Raw genomic sequence first — 23,712 nt, 5'->3', positions numbered from 1 at the left:
TGAAGGCAACGGGAGGACGAGACGGTGGCTGTCGAACAGGAAGGCACGGTGCCCGCCGAGGCACGCGACGAGCACGCCCGGCTGGCCGAGCAGATCGAGGAGCACCGCTTCCGGTACTACGTGAAGGACCAGCCGGTCGTCAGCGACGCCGAGTTCGACAAGCTGCTGCGCTCGCTGGAGGCCCTGGAGGAGCGCCATCCGGAGCTGCGCACGCCGGACTCCCCGACCCAGAAGGTCGCCGGGGCGTACGAGACGGAGTTCACCTCCGTGGAGCACCGCGAGCGGATGCTGTCCCTGGACAACGCCTTCGACGACGAGGAGCTGGCCGGCTGGGCCGAGCGCGTGGCCAAGGAGGTGGGCACCAGCGAGCACCACTTCCTGTGCGAGCTGAAGGTCGACGGCCTCGCGGTCAACCTGACGTACGAGAACGGCAGGCTGACCCGCGCGGCGACCCGCGGCGACGGCCGCACGGGCGAGGACATCACGCCCAACGTCCGCACGATCGCGGACATCCCCGAGCGGCTGCGGGGCGACCGCGTCCCGGCGCTCGTGGAGATCCGCGGCGAGGTCTTCTTCCCGATGGAGAAGTTCCAGGGACTGAACGAGCGCCTGGTCGCGGCGGGCGACAAGCCCTTCGCCAACCCGCGCAACGCCGCGGCGGGCTCCCTGCGCCAGAAGGACCCGCGGGTCACGGCGACCCGCCCGCTGCACATGGTGGTGCACGGCATCGGCGCCCGGGAGGGCTTCGACATCGATCGCCTCTCGCAGGCGTACGACCTGCTGCGCGAGTGGGGCCTGCCCACCACCAGGCACAGCAAGGTGGTGGACGGCCTCGACGGCGTCCGCGACTTCGTCACGTACTACGGCAAGAACCGCCACTCCGTGGAGCACGAGATCGACGGCGTCGTCGTCAAGCTCGACGAGATCCCCCTCCAGGGCCGCCTCGGCTCCACCTCGCGCGCCCCCCGCTGGGCCATCGCGTGGAAGTACGCCCCGGAGGAGGTCAACACCAAGCTGGTCAACATTCGCGTGGGCGTCGGCCGCACCGGCCGCGTCACCCCGTACGCGCAGGTGGAGCCCGTCACCGTGGCGGGCTCCGAGGTCGAGTTCGCCACACTGCACAACCAGGACGTGGTCAAGGCCAAGGGCATCCTCATCGGTGACACGGTGGTGCTGCGCAAGGCGGGGGACGTCATCCCGGAGATCCTCGGCCCCGTCGTCGACCTGCGCGACGGCAGCGAGCGCGAGTTCGAGATGCCCACCGAGTGCCCCTCCTGCGGCACCGCCCTGGCGGCCCAGAAGGAGGGCGACATCGACCTCCGCTGCCCGAACGGCCGGACCTGCCGGGACCAGATCCGTGAGCGCCTGTTCTATCTGGCCGGCCGCAAGTGCCTGGACATCGAGAACTTCGGCTATGTCGCCGCCGCCGCGCTCAGCGACCCGCTGGAGCCCGGCACGCCGCCCGTCGCCGACGAGGGCGACATCTTCGACCTGAAGGTCGAGGAACTGCTCCCCATCAAGTCCTACGTCCTCGACCAGGACTCGGGACTGCCGAAGCGGGACCCGAAGACCGGCGAGGAGAAGGTGGTGACCTTCTTCGCCAACCAGCAGGGCGAGCCGAAGAAGAACACCCTGTCCATGCTGGAGAACATCGCCGCCGCCAAGGAGCGGCCCCTCGCCCGGATCCTCACCGGCCTCTCCATCCGCCACGTCGGGCCGGTCGCGGCCGAGGCGCTGGCCCGCGAGTTCCGCTCCATCGACCGGATCGAGCAGGCCACGGAGCAGGAACTGGCTGCCGTCGACGGAGTCGGCGGCACCATCGCCGCCTCCCTCAAGCAGTGGTTCGCCGAGGACTGGCACCGCGAGATCCTGCGCAAGTGGCGGGCCGCCGGAGTCCGGATGGAGGAGGCCGGCGGGGGAGAGGACGATGCGCCGCGCCCCCTCCAGGGACTCACCGTCGTCGTCACGGGAACGCTCCAGAACCACACCCGGGACGGCGCGAAAGAGGCGCTGCAGAGCCGCGGAGCGAAAGTCACCGGTTCCGTTTCAAAGAAGACCGGATTCGTCGTAGTGGGTGACAACCCCGGTTCGAAGTACGACAAGGCGATGCAACTGAAGGTCCCCGTTCTCGATGAGGACGGCTTCGCGGTCCTGCTCGAACAAGGGGCGGAGGCGGCTCGGGAGGCCGCACTTCCGACCGAAGAATAGCGGTTGAAGGCCACCCGTTCAGCGCATATCAGATGCATACGGGTGGCCGGGGCGCATTCGGGCAACCGTAGGCGACCGCTGCCCGTGGAAGCCCTCTGCGGCCTACTGTTGAGGGGTGCGCCTGCCGTGCCCCGCTGCGGATGGGGTATCTCCTGCTTGCCGAGAGCCGGGGAAGGTTTCGGACGCGGCTGCCCAAGGATCTTCAAGTCCGCGTGCTGCTGCGTGGCGTGTGCATCGCCGGCTGTGAGAGGGACGGGTATGGAACCGACCGAGAGCGTCGCCCCGGACTCATGGCTGCGGTCGCGCCTGCGTCGCCTGCTCGGCGGGCGGCGCGACCACACGGGCGACGCCGGTCGCGGCCCCGGGGACGCGCGGGTCGCGCGAGCCGGTGGGACGCCCGAGTTCCGGCCCCGCGAGCGCGCCTGGACCTCGGGCGTTGGCCTGAACGAGCACCTCGGGCCGGGTCGGACGGCCGTTTCCGGCCCCGATGACGTCGCACAGGAGGAAGCAACGGCTCTACGGGGTAGGGCTTCTGGTGAGGGACCGGAGCCGGGCGGTCGAGGCGTGCCCGTGCGGGGAACCGGATGTCGCGAAACGGTGGTCCCGGCGGAGGCTGGCGTGACGGCGAGTGCCGAAGAGGAACGACGGGGCCCGGACGGGCGCGATGCGCCGTGGCCGGGCAGGGACGAGACGGACGGTGCCGCGGAGCCGGTCGCCGCACCGGCCTTACGGAGCGGGGCAGTTGAGACCAGGGCGGCCGTGCGGGGCGTGCCCGTACCGGGTGACGCAGGCGCGGGCGCCGGAACCGAGGACGGCGCTCCGCTCGCGCGGGGCGCCGGGACGACCACCGAGGCGGTGCCCGGGACTCCCGCCGGTGTGCTGGCGGGGACGGCTTCCGGCGCGGCCCCGGGCGTGACCGTGGGAGCGGCCGTCGGCGCGGTCACGGGCGCGGCCGCCGGTGTGAGCGCGGGAGCGGCCGCCGTCTCAGGCCCGGCTGCGGGCGTGGTCACTGGTGTGGCAGCGGGGGCGGCCTCCGGTGCGGTCACCGGCGCAGCAGCCGGTGCGAGCGCGGGAGCGGTCTCCGGTGTGACAGCGGGGGCGACCTCAGGCCCGGCTGCGGGAGCGGTCACCGGTGTCACCGCGGGAGCGGCCACCGGCGCCACCGCAGGAGCGCCCTCCAGTGCACCCGCCGGCCCGGTCATGGGCGTACCCGCCGGCCCGGCCATGGGCGATCCCACCGGCCCGGTCATGGGCGTACCCGCCGGCCCGGCCATGGGCGATCCCACCGGCCCGGCCACGGGCGCACCCACCGGCATAGCCGAGGGAGCGGTCGCCGGTGTCACCGCGGGAGCGGCCACCGGTGCGGCCACCGACCCGCCCGCGGGAGCGACCACCGGCGTGGCAGCGGGAGCGGTCACCGGTATGGCCGCAGGAGCGACCACCGGCGTCACCACGGGAACCGTCACCGGGATGACGACAGGCGCGGTCACCGGCGCGGTCACCGGCGCGGTCACCGGCGCGGTCACCGGTGCCGTCGGTGGTGTGGCGGCCGGTGCCGTGGCGGGCGCGGGCGCCGTCGGTGGTCCGGGTGCCGCGCGGCGCGGTGCGGCCGACGGAGGGGCGGGTCCCGCCGCTGTCCGGGCCGCCGCGCCCGGTGCCGGGGGCGGCGGGGACGCCGCGTTCGGCCGGGGCGCGGCCCCGGGAGGCGGCACCGCCGCGGGAGGTGGGGACGCCGCGGGCGCGCGAGCCGTGGCGACCGGCGTCGGAGGCGCCGGGGACGGCACGGCGGGCCGGGGCGCGGCAAGGCCCGGCGCGGGCACCGACACCACAGGCGGCGGAGTGCGCCGCGGACTGTGGCGCGGCGGCCGCGGTGCCGACGTGCGGGGCACGGACAGCAGGACCCAGGGGATCGACGGCGGCGGGGTGGACGGCGACGACGACGAGGACGACCGAGGCGGCTGGCAGCTGCTGCCCGCGGCCGTAGTCGCGGCGGCCGCGGTCGTCCTCGGCACCGGCTTCTTCCACGCGTTCACCGGCGGCCACGCGCTCTTCCCCTCCGGCACGGTCGGCTGGTCCCTGGCCATCCTGACCGGCCTCATCGTCGGCCACCTCGTCGCGCTCGGCCGCGACCGCTGGTGGGGCGGCACCGGCTCCGGCGGCGCGCTGACGGTGGCGGTGCTCCTCCTGTACGGATGGATGCCCGCGGGCATGGTCAGCCTCACCGTCGTCGTCCTGGTGGGCGTCGCCCGCCGCCACCGCTGGCGACAAGGGGTGCTGCACGGCGCCGTGGACATCCTCGGCATCGGCGCGGGCGCCCTCACGATGGCCGCGTTCGGCACCGCGCCGTCCGCCGACTCGCCCTGGAACCCGGAGAGCTGGGACCTGTACACGGCGCCCGAGGTCGCCCTCGTCGCGGTCGCGTATCTCGCCGTCACCCGGGTCCTGCTCTGGTACGTGCACGCCCCGCGCACCGGCGCGCTGCCCACGGTCACCCGGACCGCCCTGGTCCGGCAGAGCTTGCTCGGTGTGGCCCTGCTCGGCATCGCCCCGCTGATCTGCGTCGTCGCGATGTCGCTGCCGCTGCTCCTGCCGCTGTTCACGATCCCGCTCGTCGCCCTCGACTCCACGCTGTGGATCGCGCGTGCCAGAGCGGAGGAGCAGCTGCGCGACCCGCTGACCGGCCTGCCCAACCGCCAGTGGCTCCTGGAGCGCACCTGGACGGCACTGGACGACGCGGAGCGCATCGGCGCGCGCTCGGCCCTGATGCTGATCGACATGGACCGTTTCCGTTCGGTCAACGACACGCTCGGGCACCTCGCCGGTGACCGCCTGCTGTTGCAGATCGCCGACCGGCTGCGGCTCGCGCTGCCGCGCGGCGCGGAGGCGGCCCGGCTCGGCGGTGACGAGTTCGCGGTGCTCCTGCCGGTCGCCGACTCCACGACGTCGGCCACGCGCGTCGCCCGCTCCCTGGTCGCGGCCCTCGGCTCGCCCCTCGACCTGGACGGCCTCACCCTCGTCCTGGAGGCAAGCGCCGGGCTCGCCGTCTTCCCCGACCACGCCCTGGACGCCGAAGGGCTGCTTCGCCGCGCGGACGTGGCGATGTACCAGGCCAAGCGGGACCGCACGGGCGTCGAGGTCTATGAGTCCAAGCGGGACTCCAACACCCCTGACCGGCTCGGCCTCCTCGGCGATCTGCGCCGCGCCCTGGACGCGGGCGACGTGGAGCTGCACTACCAGCCGAAGGTCCGCTTCGACGGGCAGGTGGCGGGCCTGGAGGCGCTGGTGCGCTGGGTGCACCCCGAGCGCGGAAAGGTGCCGCCGGACGAGTTCATCGCCATCGCCGAGTCGTCGGGACTCATGCCGCACCTCACGGAGTACGTCCTCGAGTCCGCGCTCGCCCAGGTCGCGAAGTGGCGCGCGCAGGGCCTGTACGTGCCGGTCGCGGTGAACGTGTCGCCCCGGGACGTGCACACCCCCGGATTCGCCGGGGCCGTGGCGGCCCGGCTCGCCCGGCACGGGGTGCCCCCGGGCGCGCTCCAACTGGAGATAACGGAGCACGTACTCCTGGAGGACCCGCAGCGCGCCGCCGACACCCTCGCCGGACTCACCGGGCACGGCGTGAAGATGTCCCTCGACGACTTCGGCACCGGCTACTCCTCGCTGGTCCACCTGCGTCGGCTGCCCGTCAGCGAGCTGAAGATCGACCGGTCGTTCGTGGCCCGGCTCGCCGTCGACAACGAGGACGCGGAGATCGTGCGCTGCACGGTCGACCTCGCGCACTCCCTCGGCCTGCTCGTGGTCGCCGAGGGCGTCGAGGACGACGAGACCTGGGAGCGCCTGCGGGACATGGGCTGCGACGCCGTCCAGGGCTGGCTGGTCGCCGCCGCGATGCCGCCGAGCGAGACGACGGCGTGGCTGCGTACGCGCGGCGAGCGTGGCTGGCACCGCCCCGTCGCCGCACCCGACGCCTCCGCCCCCCAGCCCCCGGACCCGGCTCCCTCCTCCCCGAGCCGCGCGATCCAGTAGCCCCCGCCACCGGCGTCGCCGACGCGCGCACCACCGCGTCGGCGCCCGCGCGTGGGCCCCACGGGGAAGTCGGGCGCGGGCAGTGCGGGCCGCCCCATAGGATTGGGGGCGAAACCATCACACTCACCCCTGAGGATCGCTGCATGCCTGGCATCACGCGCGAGGAGGTCGCACACCTCGCCCGCCTTGCACGTCTGGAGCTGAAGGAGGAGGAGCTCGATCACTTCTCCGGACAGCTCGACGACATCATCGGCGCGGTCGCACGCGTCTCGGAGGTCGCCGACCAAGACGTACCGCCGACCTCCCACCCGCTGCCGCTGACGAACGTCATGCGCGCGGACGAGGTCCGTCCGTCGCTCACCCCCGAGCAGGCGCTCTCCGGAGCCCCGGCCCAGGAGCAGCAGCGTTTCAAGGTGCCGCAGATCCTGGGGGAGGACTAACCACCATGACGGACAGCAACATCATCAAGCTGGGCGCGGCCGAGATCGCCGCGAAGATCGCCGGTGGCGAGCTGACGGCCGTCGAGGTCACCGAGGCGCACCTGGCCAGGATCGACGCCGTCGACGAGAAGGTGCACGCCTTCCTGCACGTCGACCGTGAGGGCGCGCTCGCGCAGGCCCGCGCCGTCGACGAGAAGCGCGCGCGGGGCGAGAAGCTCGGCCCGCTCGCGGGCGTCCCGCTCGCCCTGAAGGACATCTTCACCACCGAGGGCGTCCCGACCACGGTCGGCTCCAAGATCCTCGAAGGCTGGATCCCGCCGTACGACGCGACGGTCACCCGGCGTCTGAAGGCCGCCGACGTGGTCATCCTCGGCAAGACCAACATGGACGAGTTCGCCATGGGGTCGAGCACCGAGAACAGCGCCTACGGCCCGACCGGCAACCCCTGGGACCTGACCAGGATCCCCGGCGGCTCCGGCGGCGGCTCGTCCGCCGCGCTCGCCGCGTACGAGGCCCCGCTGGCCATCGGCACGGACACCGGCGGCTCCATCCGCCAGCCCGCCGCCGTCACCGGCACGGTCGGCGTCAAGCCGACGTACGGCGGCGTCTCGCGATACGGCATGGTGGCGTTCTCCAGCTCCCTGGACCAGGGCGGGCCGTGCGCCCGCAGCGTCCTGGACGCGGCCCTGCTGCACGAGGTCATCGCCGGGCACGACCCGCTGGACTCGACGTCCGTCGACGCCCCGGTGCCGCCGGTCGTGGAGGCCGCCCGCAACGGCTCGGTCGCCGGGATGCGCGTCGGCGTCGTCAAGCAGTTCCGCGGCGAGGGCTACCAGGCCGGTGTCGTGCAGCGCTTCGACGAGTCGGTGGAGCTCCTCAAGGGGCTCGGCGCCGAGATCGTCGAGCTCGACTGCCCCTCCTTCGACCTGGCCCTCTCGGCGTACTACCTGATCGCGCCGTCCGAGTGCTCCTCGAACCTCGCCCGGTTCGACGCCATGCGCTACGGCCTGCGCGTCGGCGACGACGGCACGAGGTCCGCCGAGGACGTCACCGCGCTCACCCGCGAGGCCGGCTTCGGCGACGAGGTCAAGCGCCGCGTGATGCTCGGTACGTACGCGCTCAGCTCCGGCTACTACGACGCGTACTACGGCAGCGCCCAGAAGGTCCGCACGCTCATCACCCGGGACTTCGAGAAGGCCTTCGAGCAGGTCGACGTCATCGTCTCGCCGACGACGCCCACCACCGCCTTCCCGATCGGCGAGCGCGCCGACGACCCGATGGCGATGTACCTGGCGGACCTGTGCACCATCCCGACCAACCTCGCGGGCAACGCCGCCATGTCGCTGCCCTGCGGCCTCGCGCCGGAGGACGGCCTGCCCGTCGGGCTCCAGATCATCGCCCCCGCCATGAAGGACGAGCGCCTCTACAAGGTGGGTGCGGCCGTCGAGGCCGTCTTCGTGGAAAGGTGGGGCCACCCGCTTCTCGAGGAGGCACCGTCGCTGTGAGCAACAAGGCACTGTCCAAGGCCAAGGGCTTCAAGAAGTCCAGGACCGGTACGTATCTGTCCATCGGCACCACCGCGTTCGGCGCGCTCAGCACGCTCAAGCAGGTCAAGAAGGCCCGCGCCGAACACGACACGCTCAAGCTCGTCGACGCGGTCGTCTCCGCAGCCGCCATCGTCACGGGCATCGCCATCCTGGTGCGTGAGCTGAAGCGCATCGGCGACGACGACGTTCTGCTCGGCTGAGAGGGAAGTTCCAACACCGTGACTGTCACGACCACCCCCGATCTGGTGCCGTACGAGGACGCGCTCGCGACGTACGACCCGGTCATGGGCCTCGAGGTCCATGTCGAGCTCGGCACCGAGACGAAGATGTTCTGCGGCTGCTCCACCGCGCTCGGCGCGGACGCCAACACGCAGACCTGCCCCACCTGCCTCGGACTGCCCGGCGCCCTGCCGGTCGTCAACGAGGTCGGCGTGGAGTCCGCCATCAAGATCGGCCTCGCGCTGCACTGCGAGATCGCCGAGTGGTGCCGTTTCGCCCGGAAGAACTACTTCTATCCGGACATGCCGAAGAACTTCCAGACCTCCCAGTACGACGAGCCGATCGCCTTCAACGGCTATCTGGACGTCCAGCTGGAGGACGGCGAGGTCTTCCGCGTGGAGATCGAGCGCGCCCACATGGAGGAGGACACCGGCAAGTCGACGCACGTCGGCGGCGCGACGGGCCGTATCCACGGCGCCTCGCACTCCCTGCTCGACTACAACCGCGCGGGCATCCCGCTCATCGAGATCGTCACCAAGCCGATCGTCGGTGCCGGGGAGCGCGCCCCCGAGGTCGCCAAGGCCTACGTCGCCGAGCTGCGCGAGCTGATCCGGGCCCTCGGCGTGTCCGAGGCGCGGATGGAGCAGGGCCAGATGCGCTGCGACGTGAACCTCTCGCTGCGCCCGCACGGCCGGGAGAAGTTCGGTACGCGCTCCGAGACGAAGAACGTCAACTCGCTGCGCTCCGTGGAGCGGGCCGCCCGCTTCGAGATCCAGCGGCACGCCGCGGTGCTCGACGCCGGCGGCACGATCGTGCAGGAGACCCGGCACTTCCACGAGGACGACGGCTCCACGACGTCCGGCCGGGTCAAGGAGGAGGCGGAGGACTACCGCTACTTCCCCGAGCCCGACCTGGTGCCGGTGGCCCCGTCCCGCGAGTGGGTCGAGGCCCTGCGCGCGGAGCTGCCGGAGCTGCCGCTGGCCCAGCGCAACCGGCTGCGTGAGGAGTGGGGCGTCTCCGCCCACGACATGCAGTCGATCCTCAACGCCGGTGCGATCGGCCCGATCGTCGCCACCATCAACGCGGGCGCGGACGCCGTGTCGGCGCGCAAGTGGTGGATGGGAGAGCTGGCGCGCAACGCCAACGAGCAGGGCGTGGACCTCGGTTCGCTGCCGATCACCCCGGAGCACGTGGCGCGCGTCTCGGCGCTCGTCGCCGCGGGTGAGCTGAACGACAAGCTGGCCCGCCAGGTCATCGACGGCGTCCTCAAGGGCGAGGGCACGCCCGACGAGGTCGTCGAGAAGCGCGGTCTGAAGGTCGTCTCCGACGAGGGTGCGCTGACCACCGCCGTCGAGGAGGCCATCGCCGGCAACCCGGCCATCGCGGACAAGATCCGCGGCGGCAAGGTGGCCGCGGCCGGCGCCCTGGTCGGCGCGGTCATGAAGGCCACCCGCGGCCAGGCCGACGCGGCCCGCGTCAAGGAGCTGATCCTGCGACAGCTCGGCGTCGAGGGCTGACGGCCCGAGCGCTTCTGGAGCAGCTCCGGAGCTTTTCCGCAGCGGAGAGGGGCCCCGCGACTTCCGAGTCGCGGGGCCCCTCTCCGCTGCGCGGAAGGCGTTCACCGCGACTTCGGTCCGCGGCCTTCCCCGTGCCATCGGGAGTCACTACCGTCCCAGCTCAAGAAGCCAATGGGTCAATGGACAACCATTGGGTACCGACTGGAGGTTGGGCGTGGCGGAGATATCGCGCAGGCGAATGATGGCTGTGGGCGGTGGCGCTCTCGGGGCCGCCGCGGTGGGTTCCTTCCTGCCGCCGTCCCTCCAGGAGGCGCTCGCCAAGACGCCGCCGAAGGGCGGGCTCGGCGCGATCGAGCACGTGGTGATCCTGATGCAGGAGAACCGGTCCTTCGACCACTACTTCGGGTCGCTGCGCGGGGTGCGCGGCTTCTCCGACCGCAACGCCCTGCGACTGCCCGGCGGCAAGAGCGTCTTCGAACAGCCCGCGGGCCTGCGTACCGTGCTGCCCTTCCCGGTCCGCGAGGCCGCCGCAGCCCAGCAGAAGGACCTCCAGTACATCGGCGCCCTCGACCACTCCTGGAGCGGCGGCGCCAAGGCCTGGCACGACGGCTGGATGGACGGCTGGGTCACCGCCAAGACCGCGGCCACGATGGCGTACTACACGCGCGAGGACATCCCGCTGCACTACGAGCTCGCCGACACCTTCACCGTCTGCGACGCCTACCACTCCTCCATCCACACCTCCACCAGCCCCAACCGCAACCACCTGTGGAGCGGCAAGACCGGCTTCGAGGCGAACGGCAAGCGGGCCGTCGGCAACGACGCGTACGACGAGGGCAGACACCCCGGGTACGGCTGGAGCACCTACGCGGAGCGCCTGGAGAAGGCCGGGGTGAGCTGGCAGACGTACACCGAGTGGGAGAACTTCACCGACAACCAGATCGAGTTCTTCACCACCTTCAAGGCGATCGCGCGCAAGGTCCTCGCGGGGACCGGCCACACCTACATGGAGGCCTTCTACGCCAAGGTCCGCGACGCCAAGGACGAGGCGGAGCGGGACAGGCTGCTCGCCGCGCTCGACGCGGGCGTGAAGACGCTGAGCAGGCGCGAGCGATCCCTGTTCGAGCGTGGCCTGCGCCGGGTGCCCACCGGCAGGCTCGCCGAGACGTTCGCCGCCGACGTCGCGGACGGAAAGCTCCCCCGCGTCAGCTATCTGGTGCCGTCCGCCCTGGACTCCGAGCACCCCTCGGTGTCGTCCCCCGTCCACAGCGCGACCATCGTCTACAAGATCCTCGACGCGCTCGCCTCGCACCCCGAGGTGTGGCGGCGCACCGCCGTCTTCATCAACTACGACGAGAACGACGGCTTCTTCGACCACGTGCCGCCGCCGGTGCCCGCGGCGGGCAACCAGGAGGAGTACTGGGAGGGCCGGCCGACCGGACTCGGCGCCCGGGTGCCGATGCTCGTCGTGTCGCCGTGGACCGTCGGCGGCTATGTGTGCTCCGAGGTCTTCGACCACACCTCCGTCGTGCGCTTCCTGGAGAAGTGGACGGGCGTGCGCGAGCCCAACATCGGGGACTGGCGGCGCACCGTCGCCGGTGACCTCACCAGCGCCTTCGACTTCCACCGCGGCTACCGCCAGCCGGAGGTGGAGCAGCCCGGCGAGATCCCCGTGTTCTCCGGGCGCTGGCAGCCGAAGCCGCCGGAGAAGCAGTCGATGCCGGTCCAGGAGCCGGGCCTCCGCCGGGCCCGCCCGCTGCCCTACCAGCCGGACGCCGACCTCAGGCGCGCCAAGGACGGCACCCTGAAGGTGCGCCTGCGCAACGGCGGCCGGCGCAGCGCGCACTTCGCGCTGTACCCGTACGCGGCGGAATTCCCCGTACCGCAGCATCAGGACGTGGCGCACGAGGGCTCCTGGGCCCTGCCGGAGAAGAGTGACGCCTACCACTTCACCGTCACCGGGCCGAACGGATTCCGCCGCGAATTCACCGGACGCGGGGAAGGCGCGGCCGCGCTCTCCTCGGCGATCACCCGGCGCGAGATCCACCTCACGCTGGCCAACCGGGGCAAGGAGCCGTTGGTCTACACGGTCCGGCCGCTCGGCTATGTGGAGGAAGCGGACGTGCGGCGCCGGACCCGCACGGTACGGGTCAGGGCGGGGAGCAGCCGGACCCTGGCCTGGGCCACCGGCGACGAGCGCGGCTGGTACGACGTCGAGGTGACCGTCGAGGGCGACGAGGGCTTCAGGCGCCGCCTGATGGGGCACATCGAGAACGGGCGCGCGAGCGTATCGGGCTGATCCACCGGGGCCCGCGACACCCCTTGTGACCTTGTGACTAAGGACACGAAAGGGACCAAGGATCTCCAAGGGCTGCAAAAGTGTCTGGACATGGGTCATGTCCACTTCGGTGAAGATCGCGGCATAAGCGAAGATCTTCGGTGGAGGTCACGGCGACCCCGCTGAAGATCCGCGAATCACCCAGGGAGCCAGTCCGTGGCAGCACTAGCCCGGTGGTGCGTACGGCACCGCCTTGTCGCCGTCCTGCTCTGGCTCCTGGCCCTCGGCTCCACCGCCGCCGCGGCCGCCGCGGTCGGCTCCGCCTACTCCAACGACTACGAAGTCCCGGGTACGGAGTCCGACCGCGCGTCCCGGCTGCTCGCCGAGGGCTTTCCCGACCTCGGCGGGGACGGCGATTTCGTCGTCTGGCACACCGGCGCCGACCAGACGGTGCGCGCCGCGGCCGTCGAGCAGACCATGACCGAGACCCTCGACCGGATCGCGGAGCTGCCCGGGATCGCCTCCGTGGCCGGCCCCTACACGGACGGCGGCAGCGGGAGCGCCGCCCGGATCAGCGCGGACGGCCGCACCGCCTACGCCACCGTCACCTTCCGCGAGCAGCTCGACTCGGTCGACCCCGCGCAGGCCGAGGCCCTCGTCGCCACCGCGAAGGCCGCCGCGGCCGACGGCCTCGACGTGGAGCTGGGCGGCGGCGCGATCGGCCTCACCGAGTCCAAGAGCGCCAAGACCGCAGAGATCGTCGGGGTGGCCGTCGCCGCGGTCGTCCTCTTCCTGGCCTTCGGCTCCCTGGCCGCCTCGCTCCTGCCCATCGCGACGGCGGTCGTCTCCGTCGGCACGGCGTACGCGGGCATCGTGCTGCTCGGGCACGTCATGACGGTCGCGGACTTCGCCCCGATGCTCGGCACCCTCATCGGGCTCGGCGTCGGCATCGACTACGCGCTGTTCATAGTGACCCGGCACCGCAAGGGCCTCAAACGCGGCCTGCCGGTGGCCGAGGCCGCCGAACAAGCCGTCGCCACCACCGGCCGGGCCGTGGTCTTCGCGGGCGCCACCGTCTGCATCGCCCTGCTCGGCATGCTGATCCTGCGTCTCAGCTTCCTCAACGGCGTCGCCATCGCGGCGTCCCTCACCGTGATCCTCACCGTCGCCGCGTCCGTGACGCTGCTCCCGGCGCTGCTGTCCCTCATCGGCCCGCGCGCCCTCAGCCGCCGCGAGCGGCGCAGACTCGCCGAGCGCGGTCCTCTCCCGGAGGTGCCGACCGGGCTCGCGGCCCGCTGGTCGGCGTTCGTGGAACGGCACCCGAAGGCGCTCGGCGGCGTCGCCGTCGCCGTGATCGCCCTGCTCGCCGTGCCCACCCTCTCTCTGCACCTCGGCACCTCCGACCAGGGCAACAACGCGTCCACCGCCACCACCCGGCAGGCCTACGACCTCCTCGCCGACGGCTTCGGCCCCGGCGTGAACGGCCCCCTCACCCTCGTCACCGAGATCCACGGCGCCGCGGACCGCCTCGCCCTCGACAACCTCGGCGCCACCCTGAGGGCCACCCCCGGCGTCGACTCCGTGAGCCCCGTGACCTACGGCGACGGCGCGGCCTTCCTCACCGTCGTGCCCGACTCCGCCCCGCAGTCGCAGCGCACCAGCGACCTCGTCGACCGGCTGCGCTCCGACGTGCTGCCCCGCGCCGGGACCGGCACCTCCCTCGACGTGCACGTGGGCGGCGTGACCGCGGGCTACGACGACTTCGCGGAGATCATCGTCGGCAAGCTGCCGCTGTTCGTCGGTGTCGTCATCGGCCTCGGCTGCGTCCTGCTGCTGCTCGCGTTCCGCTCGGTCGGCATCCCGCTCAAGGCCGCCGTGATGAACGTGGCGGCCGTCGCCGCGTCGTTCGGGGTGGTCGTGGCGGTGTTCCAGTGGGGCTGGGGGAGCGAACTCCTCGGGCTCGGCCGGGCGGGTCCGATCGAGCCCTTCCTTCCCGTGATCATGGTGTCGGTCCTCTTCGGCCTGTCCATGGATTACCAGGTGTTCCTGGTCAGCCGGATGTACGAGGAGTGGCTGGAGACCGGCGACAACCGCGTCGCGGTCCGGGTGGGCCTCGCCGAGACCAGCCGCGTCATCAACTCCGCGGCCGTCATCATGATCTCGGTCTTCCTGGCGTTCGTGCTCAGCGGGGACCGCGTGATCGCGATGTTCGGCATCGCCCTCGCGGCGGCCGTCGCCCTCGACGCCTTCGTCCTTCGCACGCTCCTGGTCCCGGCGCTGATGCACCTGCTCGGCGGCGCCAACTGGTGGCTGCCCGCCCGCCTGGACCGCTGGCTGCCGCGCATCAGTATTGAGGTGCCCGAGCCCCGGCATCGTGCGAGGATCCCCGGGCGGCGCGATCGGCAGGACGAACGTTCGCGCCTGCCGATGTGACATCGAGCGGCACGGGAGCGCGCGGTAGGGCGCGCGGGCGTGCCGGAACGTGTGAGGAGCGGGGATGTTCGCGATATCCGTGGGCGAAGGGGCCGAGCTGCGGCCCCTCGAACCCTGGCAGGCCGAGGAGCTCCTGGCCCATGTGGAGCGGGCGCGGGAGTACGCGGGGCCCTGGGTCCCGTTCACGGTGAAGGTCACGGACGTGGAGTCGGCACGGGCCCACCTCCAGCACTTCGCCGAGCGGCAGGCCGCCGACACCGGGCGGTTCTACGGGATCTGGCTCGACGGGACCCTGGTGGGCGGCGTCCTCTTCCGGATCTTCGACACCGCCACCGACTCGTGCGAGGTCGGTGTGTGGCTCGAACCGTCCGCCGCGGGCCGCGGCCTGATCACCAACGCCACGCGCGTCATCGTCGACTGGGCAGTCGACCGGCGCGGCATGCACCGCGTGGAGTGGCTGGTGTCCTCGCGCAACGAACGCAGCAAGAACCTGGCGAAGCGGCTCGGCTTCGTGCGGGACGGGGTGCTGCGGGAGAGCTTCCCCTGGCAGGGGATCCGGCACGACATGGAGGTGTGGTCGGTCCTCGCGCCGGAGTGGCGCGCGGCCCGCGACGCCCGGCGGGCGGCGGACGCCGGGACCGCCGACGGACCGAGTTAAGGCGGCTCTCAGAATGGGCCGGTCGCGGTAAGGGAGCTCTCAGACTCCGTCCGTACGGTGCGGGGCATGGGAACCAAGGCAGTTGACGAGACCGTGGACACTTCCGCGGCCGGCGCCGAAGGCGCCCCCGGGGCCGACGTCGAGGGCCCCGGGGGCCCGCAGGGCGCCGAGGTCACCAAGAGCGGCGAGCAAACCCGGAGTACCGCCGACGCCGACGCCGAGGGCGGCGCGGCGGGCGAAGCAGCGTACGACGAGTCCGACGACGAGCCCGACGACGCGGACAGCGCGGCCGAAGGCGCGGTCGGCGAGCCCGCGGCGGCGTCCGCCGGGGTCGGCCAGGGCGCCGGTGCCGTCGTCGCCGCGGCCCTCGGCGTCGTCGGCCTCTCCGGCGGCTGGCTCGGCACCGTCGCCTCCGCGCGCGAGTCGCTCATCGGCCAGCTCAAGACCTCGCGGAGCGCGAGCGTGGCCGACCAGGTCCAGCAGGTGTACGGCGACTCCTGGAGGACGACCGCGCTGATCGGCGGGTTCTTCGCGCTCGCGGCCCTGGTGGTCGGCGTCGGCGTGCTGCTGCGGCCCGCGTTCGGCGACCCGGAGCGGGTACAGGCGCCGTGGATCAAGTCGGTGGCGTGGGGCGGCGTCGCGCTGGGCGTGATCGGACTCGTCCTGGCGATCGCCAAGTACACGGACCTGCTGCTCGGGCTGCCGTCGACGAGTTGACCCCACAGGGCCTCTCCTCGTCCTTGAGGCCCTCCTCAGGCCCCCCGGCCCCGGCACCTCAGACCCTGAGGCCGGGGCCTAAGGCCGTGCCGGCGCACCCCTAAGGCCCCCGCCCGCCCCAAGATGCGGCAGGCTCCCGATGTGGCGCACCCCCCTCACGGACGACAGTGGACCCATCGCAGCAAGCGATCACGGAACACTCCACCGAGAACCCAGGGGAACGCCATGAACGAGACGTTTGCGTACGAACTGCACGGAATCCGCACCGCCGAGCTGGCACGGCAGGCCCAGCACGACCGCCTCGTACGGGAGGCCAAGCGGGCCCGCCGCGGTGGCCGCAACGGCAGCCACGAAGCCGAGAGGCGGGTGAGCGCGACGAGGGCCACGGACCGCTTCACGCGCGCCGCATGACGACCACGGGGGTGTCGTCAGGAGCGCGGCCGGGGGCGGAACCAGAGCCCCCGGTTTCGCCCACCGGGAAACGCGCTGCCGTGAAGTCCCAGGTCTGTGCCATGCTCACGACCGTGGAAACCAGGTCCGTCAGCCCGGTGTTCGTCGGCCGAGCCGGCGAACTGGGCGCACTCGACGACGCGCTCGCCCGCGCCGAGGCCCCCACCGCGGGCCCGGCGGGCGAGCCCCAGGCGCTGCTGATCGGCGGGGAGGCGGGCGTCGGCAAGACCCGCCTCCTGGAGGAGTTCGCCGCCGGGGCCTGCGTGCGCGGCGCGGTCGTCGCCGTCGGCGGCTGCGTCGAGATCGGCGCTGACGGGCTCCCCTTCGCCCCGTTCTCGACGGCCCTGCGCACCCTCCGCCAGAAGCTGCCGGAGCAGTTCGCCGCCGCCGCGTCCGGCCAGGAGGAGGAGCTCGCCCGGCTCCTTCCCGAGCTGTGCGACGCGGTGCCGCGCCCCGGCACCGGCGGCAGGAACGGCGAGGAGGCCATGGCCCGCCTCTTCGAGCTGACCGCCCGCCTCCTGGAGGCGACGGCCGCCGAACACACCGTCGTCCTCGCCATCGAGGACCTGCACTGGGCCGACGCCTCCACCCGCCACCTCCTGTCGTACCTCTTCCGCACGCTGCGCCGCGGCCGCCTCGTCGTCCTCGCCACCTACCGCTCCGACGACATCCACCGCCGCCATCCGCTGCGCCCCCTGCTCGCCGAACTCGACCGTCTGCGCACCGTCCGGCGCGTCGAGGTGAGCCGGTTCAACCGGGACGAGGTCGGCCGCCAGATGGCCGGGATCCTCGCGGCCGAGCCCGCCCCGGCCCTGGTCGACGACATCTTCGAACGCTCCGACGGCAACGCCTTCTTCGTCGAGGAACTCGCCGTCGCCTCGCACGGCGGCAGCTGCGCGGGCCTCACCGACTCGCTGCGCGACCTGCTCCTCGTACGCGTGGAGGAACTGCCCGAGAACGCCCAGCGGGTGGCGCGGATGGTCGCCGAGGGCGGCTCGACCGTCGAGTACGACCTGCTCGCCGAGGTCGCGCAGCTCAGCGAGGACGACCTGCTCGACGCCCTGCGGGACGCCGTCGGCGCCAACATCCTGATCCCCTCGCGCGACAACGGCGGATACCGCTTCCGGCACTCGCTGGTCCGCGAGGCCGTCGGCGACGATCTGCTGCCCGGCGAGCGCTCCCGCATCAACCGCCGCTTCGCCACCGCCCTGGAGGCCGACCCCGCGCTCGTCGCCCCCGACCAGCGCACCACCCGCCTCGCCGGCTACTGGTACCACGCCCACGACGCCGCGAAGGCCCTGCCCGCCGTCCTCGACGCCTCCGTCGAGGCCCGCCGCAGGCACGCCTACGCCGAACAGCTGCGGCTCCTGGAACGCGCCATGGAGATCTGGGACGGCGCCCCCGACGACGTCCGCGTCCGGCTGCGCCCCGTCGACTACACCGAGGTCTATCCGCCCTGCGGCTGCGACCCCGAGACCACCTCGCTGCGCTATCTGGACCTGATGGCGGAGGCCGCCGTCGCCGGTCGTCTCTGCGGTGAGCGCGAACGCGCCCTGAAGATCACCAAGCGGGCCCTGCGGCTTCTGGACGACGACACCGACGAGCCGGACGCGCTGCGCGCCGCCTGGTTCTGGGTGCAGCGCTCCCGGCTCGTGCAGAGCCTCGCCCGCGGCGACGGCTGGAAGGAACTCGCCACCGCCCAGGACCTGGTGCGGGGCCTGCCGCCGTCGGTCGTGCACGCCGAGGTGCTCGCCATGGTCGCCGGCTGGTCGATGCTCCACGAGCCGGGTCCCGACGCCTTCGCCGCCGCCGAACAGGCCGTGGAGTACGCGCGCATGGTCGGCGCCCGCGACATCGAACTGACCGCGCGCCTCACGCTCGGCGGCCTGATGGTCGACGCGGGCGACACCGCGTCCGGCTTCGCCGAGCTGTTCGACGTACGGGAACAGGTCGTCGCGAGCGGCAGCGTCGGGCAGATCGGCCGCACCTTCATCAACCTGCCCTCCGTCCTCGAAGGCGCGGGGCGCTCCCGCGAGGCCGTCGAACTCCTGGACGAGGGCATCCGGCTCGCCCAGCGGTACGGACTCCTGGAGTCCGAGCCCTGGATGTGGTCCAACCACGCCGAGTCGCTCTACGCGCTCGGCCGCTGGCAGGAGGCCGCCGAGTCGGCCCGCCGCGCCGGACTGAGCGCTAAGCCGCGCGGCGGTGCCTGTCTGCGCCTGGCCCATCTGGCGCTCGCCCGCGGTGACATCGCCGAAGCGGGCGGGCGGCTCGCCGAGTCCCGCAAGCACTTCGGCACCCACGACCCGCTGCCGCAGAACGTGCTGCCGCTGCGCCGCGTCGCCATCGGCGTCGCCGCGGGCGAGGGCCGCATCCTCGACGCCCGCGCCGAACTCGCCAGGGCAGTCGCCGAGGGCTTCCCGCCCGGCACCCAGCGCTACGGCTGGCCGCTGCTGCTCGCCGCCGCCACCGCCGAGGCCGACGCCCGCGGCCTGGCCGTCGCCGAGCCCGGCCGCGCCGACACCCTGGACCTCATCCGCACCACCGCGAAGTCGCTGCCCGCGAGGGTCCCGGTCTGGCAGGCGTACGAGCTCTGGGTCCGCGCCGAACTGCTGCGCGCCGAGGGCCGCGCCACCCCCGACGACTGGCTCGCGGTCCTCACCGCCACCGGCGGCATCGAGCGGCCCTACGACCTCGCCCGGGTGCGCCACAGGCTCGCCGAGTCGCTGCTCGCTTCTGGCGTGGGCGCCACCGCGGGTGCCGGGGCGGGCGCGTCCGGCTCCGCGTCGGCTTCCGGGGTGGGCGCGTCCGGCTCCGCGGGCCCGGCTGCGGGCTCCGCTGCGGGCTCAGTGCCGGGCTCCGCGTCCGGTGGGGGCGACGCCGAGCGTGACCGGGCCGCCGAACTGCTCCGGCAGGCCGGTGCCGTCGCCGAGCACTTGGGGGCCCGGCCCCTCGCCGACGCCGTCGCCCGCCTCGCCCGGCGCGCCCGGCTCTCTCTCACCGGCACGCCGCCGCCCGCCCCCGCCGGCTCCGCCGAGGCCCTCGGCCTGACCTCCCGCGAGCGGGACGTTCTGCGCCTGGTCAGCGTGGGCCGCACCAACCGGCAGATCGCCGAGGAGCTCTTCATCTCCCCGAAGACCGCGAGCGTGCACGTCTCCAACATCCTGGGCAAACTCGGCGTGGCCGGCCGAGGGGAGGCGGCGGCTCTCGCACACCGCCTCCACTTGTTCGACGCCCCGTAAGGGGCGCGGGGAGCTGCGCGCTCAGCGCGCGAAAAGCCGCAGACGTGTCTGCCGAGCGGGCACGCAGACGCGTCTGCGGCTTCTCTGTGGCCGGCCGCGCCGTTCCCCGCGCCCCTTACGGGGCACGGCTCGCTTACGCTGGGAAGGGCAGGATCACCGTCCGGCCCAGGAGGCGCAGTGTTCAACGTGTTCGAGCAGCTCTTCGCGCCGGGGCGCAAACACACGGACGACGAGAACAAACGCCTGGAACTGTCCCGGGTCGACGTGGACGACGGCGACCCGGGCCGCGGCCCGATCGACCTCAGCTCCGGCACCGTCGTCGTCCGCGTACCCCGGCAGAGCACCCCGCGGGACCCGGAGGGCGTCCCGGACCACGGTCCAGAAGAAGACGGCGCCTAGACCCGAGGCGCACTACTTCACCCGGACCTCCAAGATCTTGTCGTCGCCCTTCTCCGGCGTCCCCCGGGAATCCGTCTCGCTCGTGACCAGCCACAGCTTGTCGCCGCCCGCGGCGACCACCGTACGCAGCCTGCCGTGCTTCTCGGTGAGGAAGGCCTCCGTCCCCGGCTCGCCGCTCACCCCGCGGACCGGGATGCGCCAGAGCCGCTGCCCCCGCAGGCCCGCCATCCAGACCGAGCCCCGCGCGTAGGCGATGCCGCTCGGGGAGGCCTCGGACGTCTTCCACTGGGCGACGGGGGAGTGGAACTCCCCCGAGTCGCCGTCGCCCTTGCCCTCGACCTCCGGCCAGCCGTAGTTGTCCCCGGCCTTGATCTCGTTCAGCTCGTCCCAGGTGTCCTGGCCGAACTCCGCGGCCCACAGGCGCTTGTCCTCGCTCCAGTCCAGGCCCTGGACGTTGCGGTGGCCGTACGAGTACACGGGGGAGTCGCCGAAGGGGTTGCCGGGGGCGGGTTCGCCGTCCGGGGTCAGGCGGAGGATCTTGCCGCCGAGGGACTTCTTGTCCTGGGCGAGGTCCGTCTCGCCGGTCTCGCCCGTGCCCGCGTACAGCATCTTGTCCGGGCCGAAGGCGATCCGGCCGCCGTTGTGGATCATGCCCTTGGGGATGCCCTTGAACACCGTGTCGGGCGCGCCGAGTTGCTGGCCGGAGGGCTTCTTCTCGTCGTACAGCATGCGGGCGACGCGGTTGTCGGACTCGGTGGTGAAGTACGCGTACAGCTGGTGGTCGGAGGCGTACGTGGGGGAGAGCGCGAGGCCCATCAGGCCGCCCTCGCCCGCGGCCGCGACCCCGGGGACCGAGCCGACCTTCGTCTTCTTGCCGGTGCTCCCGTCGATCCGGGTGATCGTGCCCTCGTCGCGCGAGGACACCAGGAGGTCGCCGCCGGGCAGCGGGGCCAGGCCCCAGGGGGACTTCAGGTCCGTGGCGAGCGTCTTGGTGACCTCGGCGGAGCCCTTCTCCGGCGGCGCGTCGGCGCCGTCTCCCGGGCCGTCGCCCGAAGGGGAGGCTCCGGACTCGGCGGGGCCGGACTCCGCGCTCTTGCCGCTCCAGGGGCCGTCGCCGTCGTCGTCGGAGGAGCATCCGGCCGCGAGGAGCGCGGCGGTCGTCAACACGGCGGTGAGGGCGGCACGTCGTGAACGGCGGGCACGGTGGATAAGGACGGTACTCAGCACGGTCGGGATCCCTTCGGCGCGGCACTTCTCCTGTTCATACACCGCAGCCTCCCCTCAGGTTCCCACCACCGCACCCCCGTGGCGTTCCGCTTGCGTTCCGCTTCCGGTCCGCGCCCGCCCCGCGCGGCCGGGCCCACGGAGACGCGGTCCGCGCCTCGCGCGGCCGGGCCCACGGCGACGCGGTCCGCGCCTCGCGCGGCCGGGCCCGCGGCGACGCTGCCACGGCCTCAGTCCCACGACCCCTGCGCGGGCGGCAGCGCCGCCAGTTCCGCCCAGTCCCCGGCCGTGAGGCGCAGCCCCGCGGCCTCCGCGTTCTCCCGCGCCCACCGGTCCCGCTTGGCACCGGGCACCGGCACCACCTGCGGCCCCTGCCCGAGCACCCACGCGAGCGCCACCTGCGCGGGCGTCGCGCCGTGCCGTTCGGCCACCCGGCGCAGGCCCACCACGAGCGGCTGGTTGGCGGCCATCATCTCGGCGGTGAACCGGGGGTGCCTGGCCCGCAGATCGTCCGGCTCGAAGCCCTGCCCCGGCGTCAGCGTGCCCGTGAGGAAACCGTTCCCCAGCGGCATCGCGGCGAGCAGCCCCACGCCGCGCGCTGCGCACCACGGCAGCAGCGACTCCAGCGCCTCCGGCGACCACACCGACAGCTCGGCCTGCACCGCCGTCACCGGGAAGACCTGCTGGACGCGTTCCAACTGCCGGATCGTGGCGTCGTAGAGACCGGTGCGCGCCCCCGCGCGCTGCCCGGCCCTGCGGCCCGCCCGCGCCCCCACCGCGCACATCCCGAGCGCCCGCACCTTCCCGGCCGTCACCAGCTCGGCCATCGCGCCCCACGTCTCCTCGACGGGCACCTCGGGGTCGGCGCGGTGCAGTTGATAGAGGTCGATGGTGTCGGTCTGAAGGCGTCGCAGCGAGGCGTGGCAGGCGCGTTTCACATAGCCGGGGCGGCCGTTGGCGACGATGTGCTGATCCCCGACGAGCAGCCCGCACTTCGTCGACACGAAGGCCTCCGCGCGGCGCTCCTTGAGGACGCGGCCGAGCAGCAGCTCATTGGTGAAGGGCCCGTACATGTCCGCCGTGTCCAGGAGCGAGGAGCCGGCGTCGAGCGCCGCGTGCACGGTCCGCAGCGAGTGCTCGCCGTGCTGCCGCGAGCCGCTGTACGCCCAGTTCATCGGCATGCAGCCGAGTCCGACGGCGCCCACCCCGAGCGCCCCGGCGCCGATCGTCCTGCGCTCCACCTGGCCGTACCCTCCCCTGTCCGGTGATCTTCGTCCGGGCGGCCCCCAACGTAACCTCTGCGTTCCCCCGGGCCGCGTGCGGCCTGTGCGCACTAGCCTCCTGAGCATGACGACAGACGTATGGCTGCCATGGGAAGCATCCGACCTCCAGGGACTGCCCGACGCCTCCGCATCGGGTCTCACCTACCGATTCTGGAACGGCAGCGAGGAGTACCCCGCCGACCCCGCCGACTGTGTCTTCTACGGCGTTCCGTACATGATCGATCCCGAGATCTGCGTACGCCCGCTGCCCAGGATGACGTCGCTGCGCGTGGTACAGACGCAGACGGCGGGCGTCGACCACGTCCTCGCCGCCGTGGAGGGGCTCGCCCCGGGAGTGCGCCTGTGCAACGCCCGCGGGGTGCACGAGGCCAGCACCGCCGAGCTGGCGCTGACGCTGACCCTCGCCTCCCTGCGGGGCATTCCGCGCTTCGTGGAGGGGCAGCGGGTACAGGAGTGGCGGCAGGGGTTCTATCCCGCGCTCGCCGACAAGTCCGTTCTCATCGTGGGCTACGGAGCGATCGGGTCGGCGATCGAGGACCGGCTCGCGGGATTTGAGTGCGCGCGGGTGGCGCGCGTCGCGCGCTCCGGGCGCACAACGGAGCGCGGTCTGGTGCACCCGCTCGCCGAGTTGCCTCGACTGCTGTCCGAAAGCGACGTCGTCATCCTGTCCACGCCCCTCACCGAAGCGACTCGTGGCCTGGTCAACGCCGATTTCCTGGGCCATATGAAGGACGGCGCACTTCTTGTCAACGTGGCGCGCGGTCCGGTGGTCGACACCAAGGCGCTCCTCGCCGAACTGGAGACCGGCCGCATCACCGCCGCCCTCGACGTGACCGACCCGGAACCGCTGCCTCCGGGGCATCCGCTGTGGCAGGCGCCCGGCGTTCTGATCAGTCCGCACGTGGGCGGCCCCACCTCGGCTTTCGCCCCGCGGACCAGGCGTCTCCTGGCCGCTCAGGTGAACCGGTACGCAGCCGGAGAACCCCTTGCCAACGTCGTTCTGACCACGTCGTGACACAGGGGCGCGGAAACGGTGGGGACCCGTTCCCGTACGCTCCGCAGCCGCCCGCG

The 23,712-nt window shown here is 72.8% G+C and carries 16 protein-coding genes; 14 read left to right on the top strand and 2 right to left on the bottom strand.

Annotated elements, in window-relative coordinates; all coding sequences use genetic code 11:
- Positions 1 to 24 precede the first annotated feature (24 nt).
- The 13 genes from ligA (at position 25) to GPA10_RS43045 (ending at position 20,134) form a co-directional block, all read left to right on the top strand.
- A complete protein-coding gene (gene ligA, locus GPA10_RS34985) occupies positions 25 to 2,208 on the top strand; it encodes an NAD-dependent DNA ligase LigA (RefSeq protein ID WP_343041663.1) in 2,184 nt (727 codons plus the stop codon).
- A gap of 1,908 nt (positions 2,209 to 4,116) precedes the next feature.
- The gene (locus GPA10_RS34980) at positions 4,117 to 6,234 is read left to right on the top strand and encodes a putative bifunctional diguanylate cyclase/phosphodiesterase (RefSeq protein WP_241845389.1); all 2,118 of its coding nucleotides are present in this window, start codon (positions 4,117 to 4,119) and stop codon (positions 6,232 to 6,234) included.
- A 143-nt stretch (positions 6,235 to 6,377) separates the two neighbouring features.
- Positions 6,378 to 6,674, top strand: coding sequence for an Asp-tRNA(Asn)/Glu-tRNA(Gln) amidotransferase subunit GatC (gene gatC, locus GPA10_RS34975; protein ID WP_030568011.1), 297 nt, complete (start codon positions 6,378 to 6,380; stop codon positions 6,672 to 6,674).
- Positions 6,675 to 6,679: 5 nt separating this feature from the next.
- The gene (gene gatA, locus GPA10_RS34970) at positions 6,680 to 8,179 is read left to right on the top strand and encodes an Asp-tRNA(Asn)/Glu-tRNA(Gln) amidotransferase subunit GatA (protein WP_157168956.1); all 1,500 of its coding nucleotides are present in this window, start codon (positions 6,680 to 6,682) and stop codon (positions 8,177 to 8,179) included.
- Entirely contained in the window at positions 8,176 to 8,421 is a 246-nt protein-coding gene (locus GPA10_RS34965) for a hypothetical protein (RefSeq protein ID WP_058850808.1), read from the top strand. The genes gatA and GPA10_RS34965 overlap by 4 nt, the downstream gene beginning before the upstream one ends.
- An 18-nt stretch (positions 8,422 to 8,439) precedes the next feature.
- The gene (gene gatB, locus GPA10_RS34960; protein ID WP_079086795.1) at positions 8,440 to 9,957 is read left to right on the top strand and encodes an Asp-tRNA(Asn)/Glu-tRNA(Gln) amidotransferase subunit GatB; all 1,518 of its coding nucleotides are present in this window, start codon (positions 8,440 to 8,442) and stop codon (positions 9,955 to 9,957) included.
- 238 nt (positions 9,958 to 10,195) lie between these two features.
- Positions 10,196 to 12,256, top strand: coding sequence for a phosphocholine-specific phospholipase C (locus tag GPA10_RS34955; protein ID WP_157169006.1), 2,061 nt, complete (start codon positions 10,196 to 10,198; stop codon positions 12,254 to 12,256).
- A gap of 195 nt (positions 12,257 to 12,451) precedes the next feature.
- Entirely contained in the window at positions 12,452 to 14,668 is a 2,217-nt protein-coding gene (locus GPA10_RS34950; RefSeq protein WP_343041662.1) for an MMPL family transporter, read from the top strand.
- Between the two features lie 64 nt (positions 14,669 to 14,732).
- Positions 14,733 to 15,326 (top strand): GNAT family N-acetyltransferase, encoded by a 594-nt coding sequence (locus tag GPA10_RS34945; protein WP_058850805.1) that lies wholly within the window; start codon positions 14,733 to 14,735, stop codon positions 15,324 to 15,326.
- Between the two features lie 66 nt (positions 15,327 to 15,392).
- The gene (locus GPA10_RS34940; protein ID WP_157168955.1) at positions 15,393 to 16,043 is read left to right on the top strand and encodes a hypothetical protein; all 651 of its coding nucleotides are present in this window, start codon (positions 15,393 to 15,395) and stop codon (positions 16,041 to 16,043) included.
- Between the two features lie 225 nt (positions 16,044 to 16,268).
- The gene (locus tag GPA10_RS34935) at positions 16,269 to 16,454 is read left to right on the top strand and encodes a hypothetical protein (protein WP_157168954.1); all 186 of its coding nucleotides are present in this window, start codon (positions 16,269 to 16,271) and stop codon (positions 16,452 to 16,454) included.
- 101 nt (positions 16,455 to 16,555) lie between these two features.
- A complete protein-coding gene (locus GPA10_RS34930; protein ID WP_157168953.1) occupies positions 16,556 to 19,735 on the top strand; it encodes a helix-turn-helix transcriptional regulator in 3,180 nt (1,059 codons plus the stop codon).
- Between the two features lie 177 nt (positions 19,736 to 19,912).
- On the top strand, positions 19,913 to 20,134 hold the full coding sequence (locus GPA10_RS43045) for a DUF6191 domain-containing protein (RefSeq protein ID WP_058850802.1): 222 nt from the start codon (positions 19,913 to 19,915) through the stop codon (positions 20,132 to 20,134).
- A gap of 12 nt (positions 20,135 to 20,146) precedes the next feature.
- On the opposite strand, the gene GPA10_RS34920 is transcribed toward GPA10_RS43045, so the two are convergent.
- Both GPA10_RS34920 and GPA10_RS34915 read right to left on the bottom strand, forming a co-directional pair.
- Positions 20,147 to 21,361: a PQQ-dependent sugar dehydrogenase gene (locus GPA10_RS34920; RefSeq protein WP_343041661.1), complete on the bottom strand. Its 1,215-nt coding sequence runs from the start codon at positions 21,359 to 21,361 to the stop codon at positions 20,147 to 20,149.
- A gap of 227 nt (positions 21,362 to 21,588) precedes the next feature.
- Entirely contained in the window at positions 21,589 to 22,599 is a 1,011-nt protein-coding gene (locus GPA10_RS34915; protein ID WP_343041660.1) for an aldo/keto reductase, read from the bottom strand.
- 106 nt (positions 22,600 to 22,705) lie between these two features.
- Between GPA10_RS34915 and GPA10_RS34910 the strand changes: the two genes are divergently transcribed.
- The gene (locus GPA10_RS34910) at positions 22,706 to 23,656 is read left to right on the top strand and encodes a 2-hydroxyacid dehydrogenase (protein WP_157168952.1); all 951 of its coding nucleotides are present in this window, start codon (positions 22,706 to 22,708) and stop codon (positions 23,654 to 23,656) included.
- The last annotated feature ends 56 nt before the right edge of the window (positions 23,657 to 23,712 follow it).

Source organism: Streptomyces typhae, from assembly GCF_009755605.1.
Lineage (GTDB): Bacteria > Actinomycetota > Actinomycetes > Streptomycetales > Streptomycetaceae > Streptomyces > Streptomyces typhae.
Note: the sequence above shows the minus strand (reverse complement) of the source record. Positions and strands in the feature narration are given on the sequence as shown.

What these genes read in the sequence shown, in the direction of transcription:
- GPA10_RS34940 (WP_157168955.1), top strand. Translation starts at nt 15,393, where the DNA reads ATGGGAACCAAGGCAGTTGACGAGACCGTGGACACTTCCGCGGCCGGC.
- GPA10_RS34955 (WP_157169006.1), top strand. Translation starts at nt 10,196, where the DNA reads ATGATGGCTGTGGGCGGTGGCGCTCTCGGGGCCGCCGCGGTGGGTTCC.
- gatA (WP_157168956.1), top strand. Translation starts at nt 6,680, where the DNA reads ATGACGGACAGCAACATCATCAAGCTGGGCGCGGCCGAGATCGCCGCG.
- GPA10_RS34910 (WP_157168952.1), top strand. Translation starts at nt 22,706, where the DNA reads ATGACGACAGACGTATGGCTGCCATGGGAAGCATCCGACCTCCAGGGA.
- GPA10_RS34930 (WP_157168953.1), top strand. Translation starts at nt 16,556, where the DNA reads ATGCTCACGACCGTGGAAACCAGGTCCGTCAGCCCGGTGTTCGTCGGC.
- gatC (WP_030568011.1), top strand. Translation starts at nt 6,378, where the DNA reads ATGCCTGGCATCACGCGCGAGGAGGTCGCACACCTCGCCCGCCTTGCA.
- GPA10_RS34945 (WP_058850805.1), top strand. Translation starts at nt 14,733, where the DNA reads ATGTTCGCGATATCCGTGGGCGAAGGGGCCGAGCTGCGGCCCCTCGAA.
- GPA10_RS34935 (WP_157168954.1), top strand. Translation starts at nt 16,269, where the DNA reads ATGAACGAGACGTTTGCGTACGAACTGCACGGAATCCGCACCGCCGAG.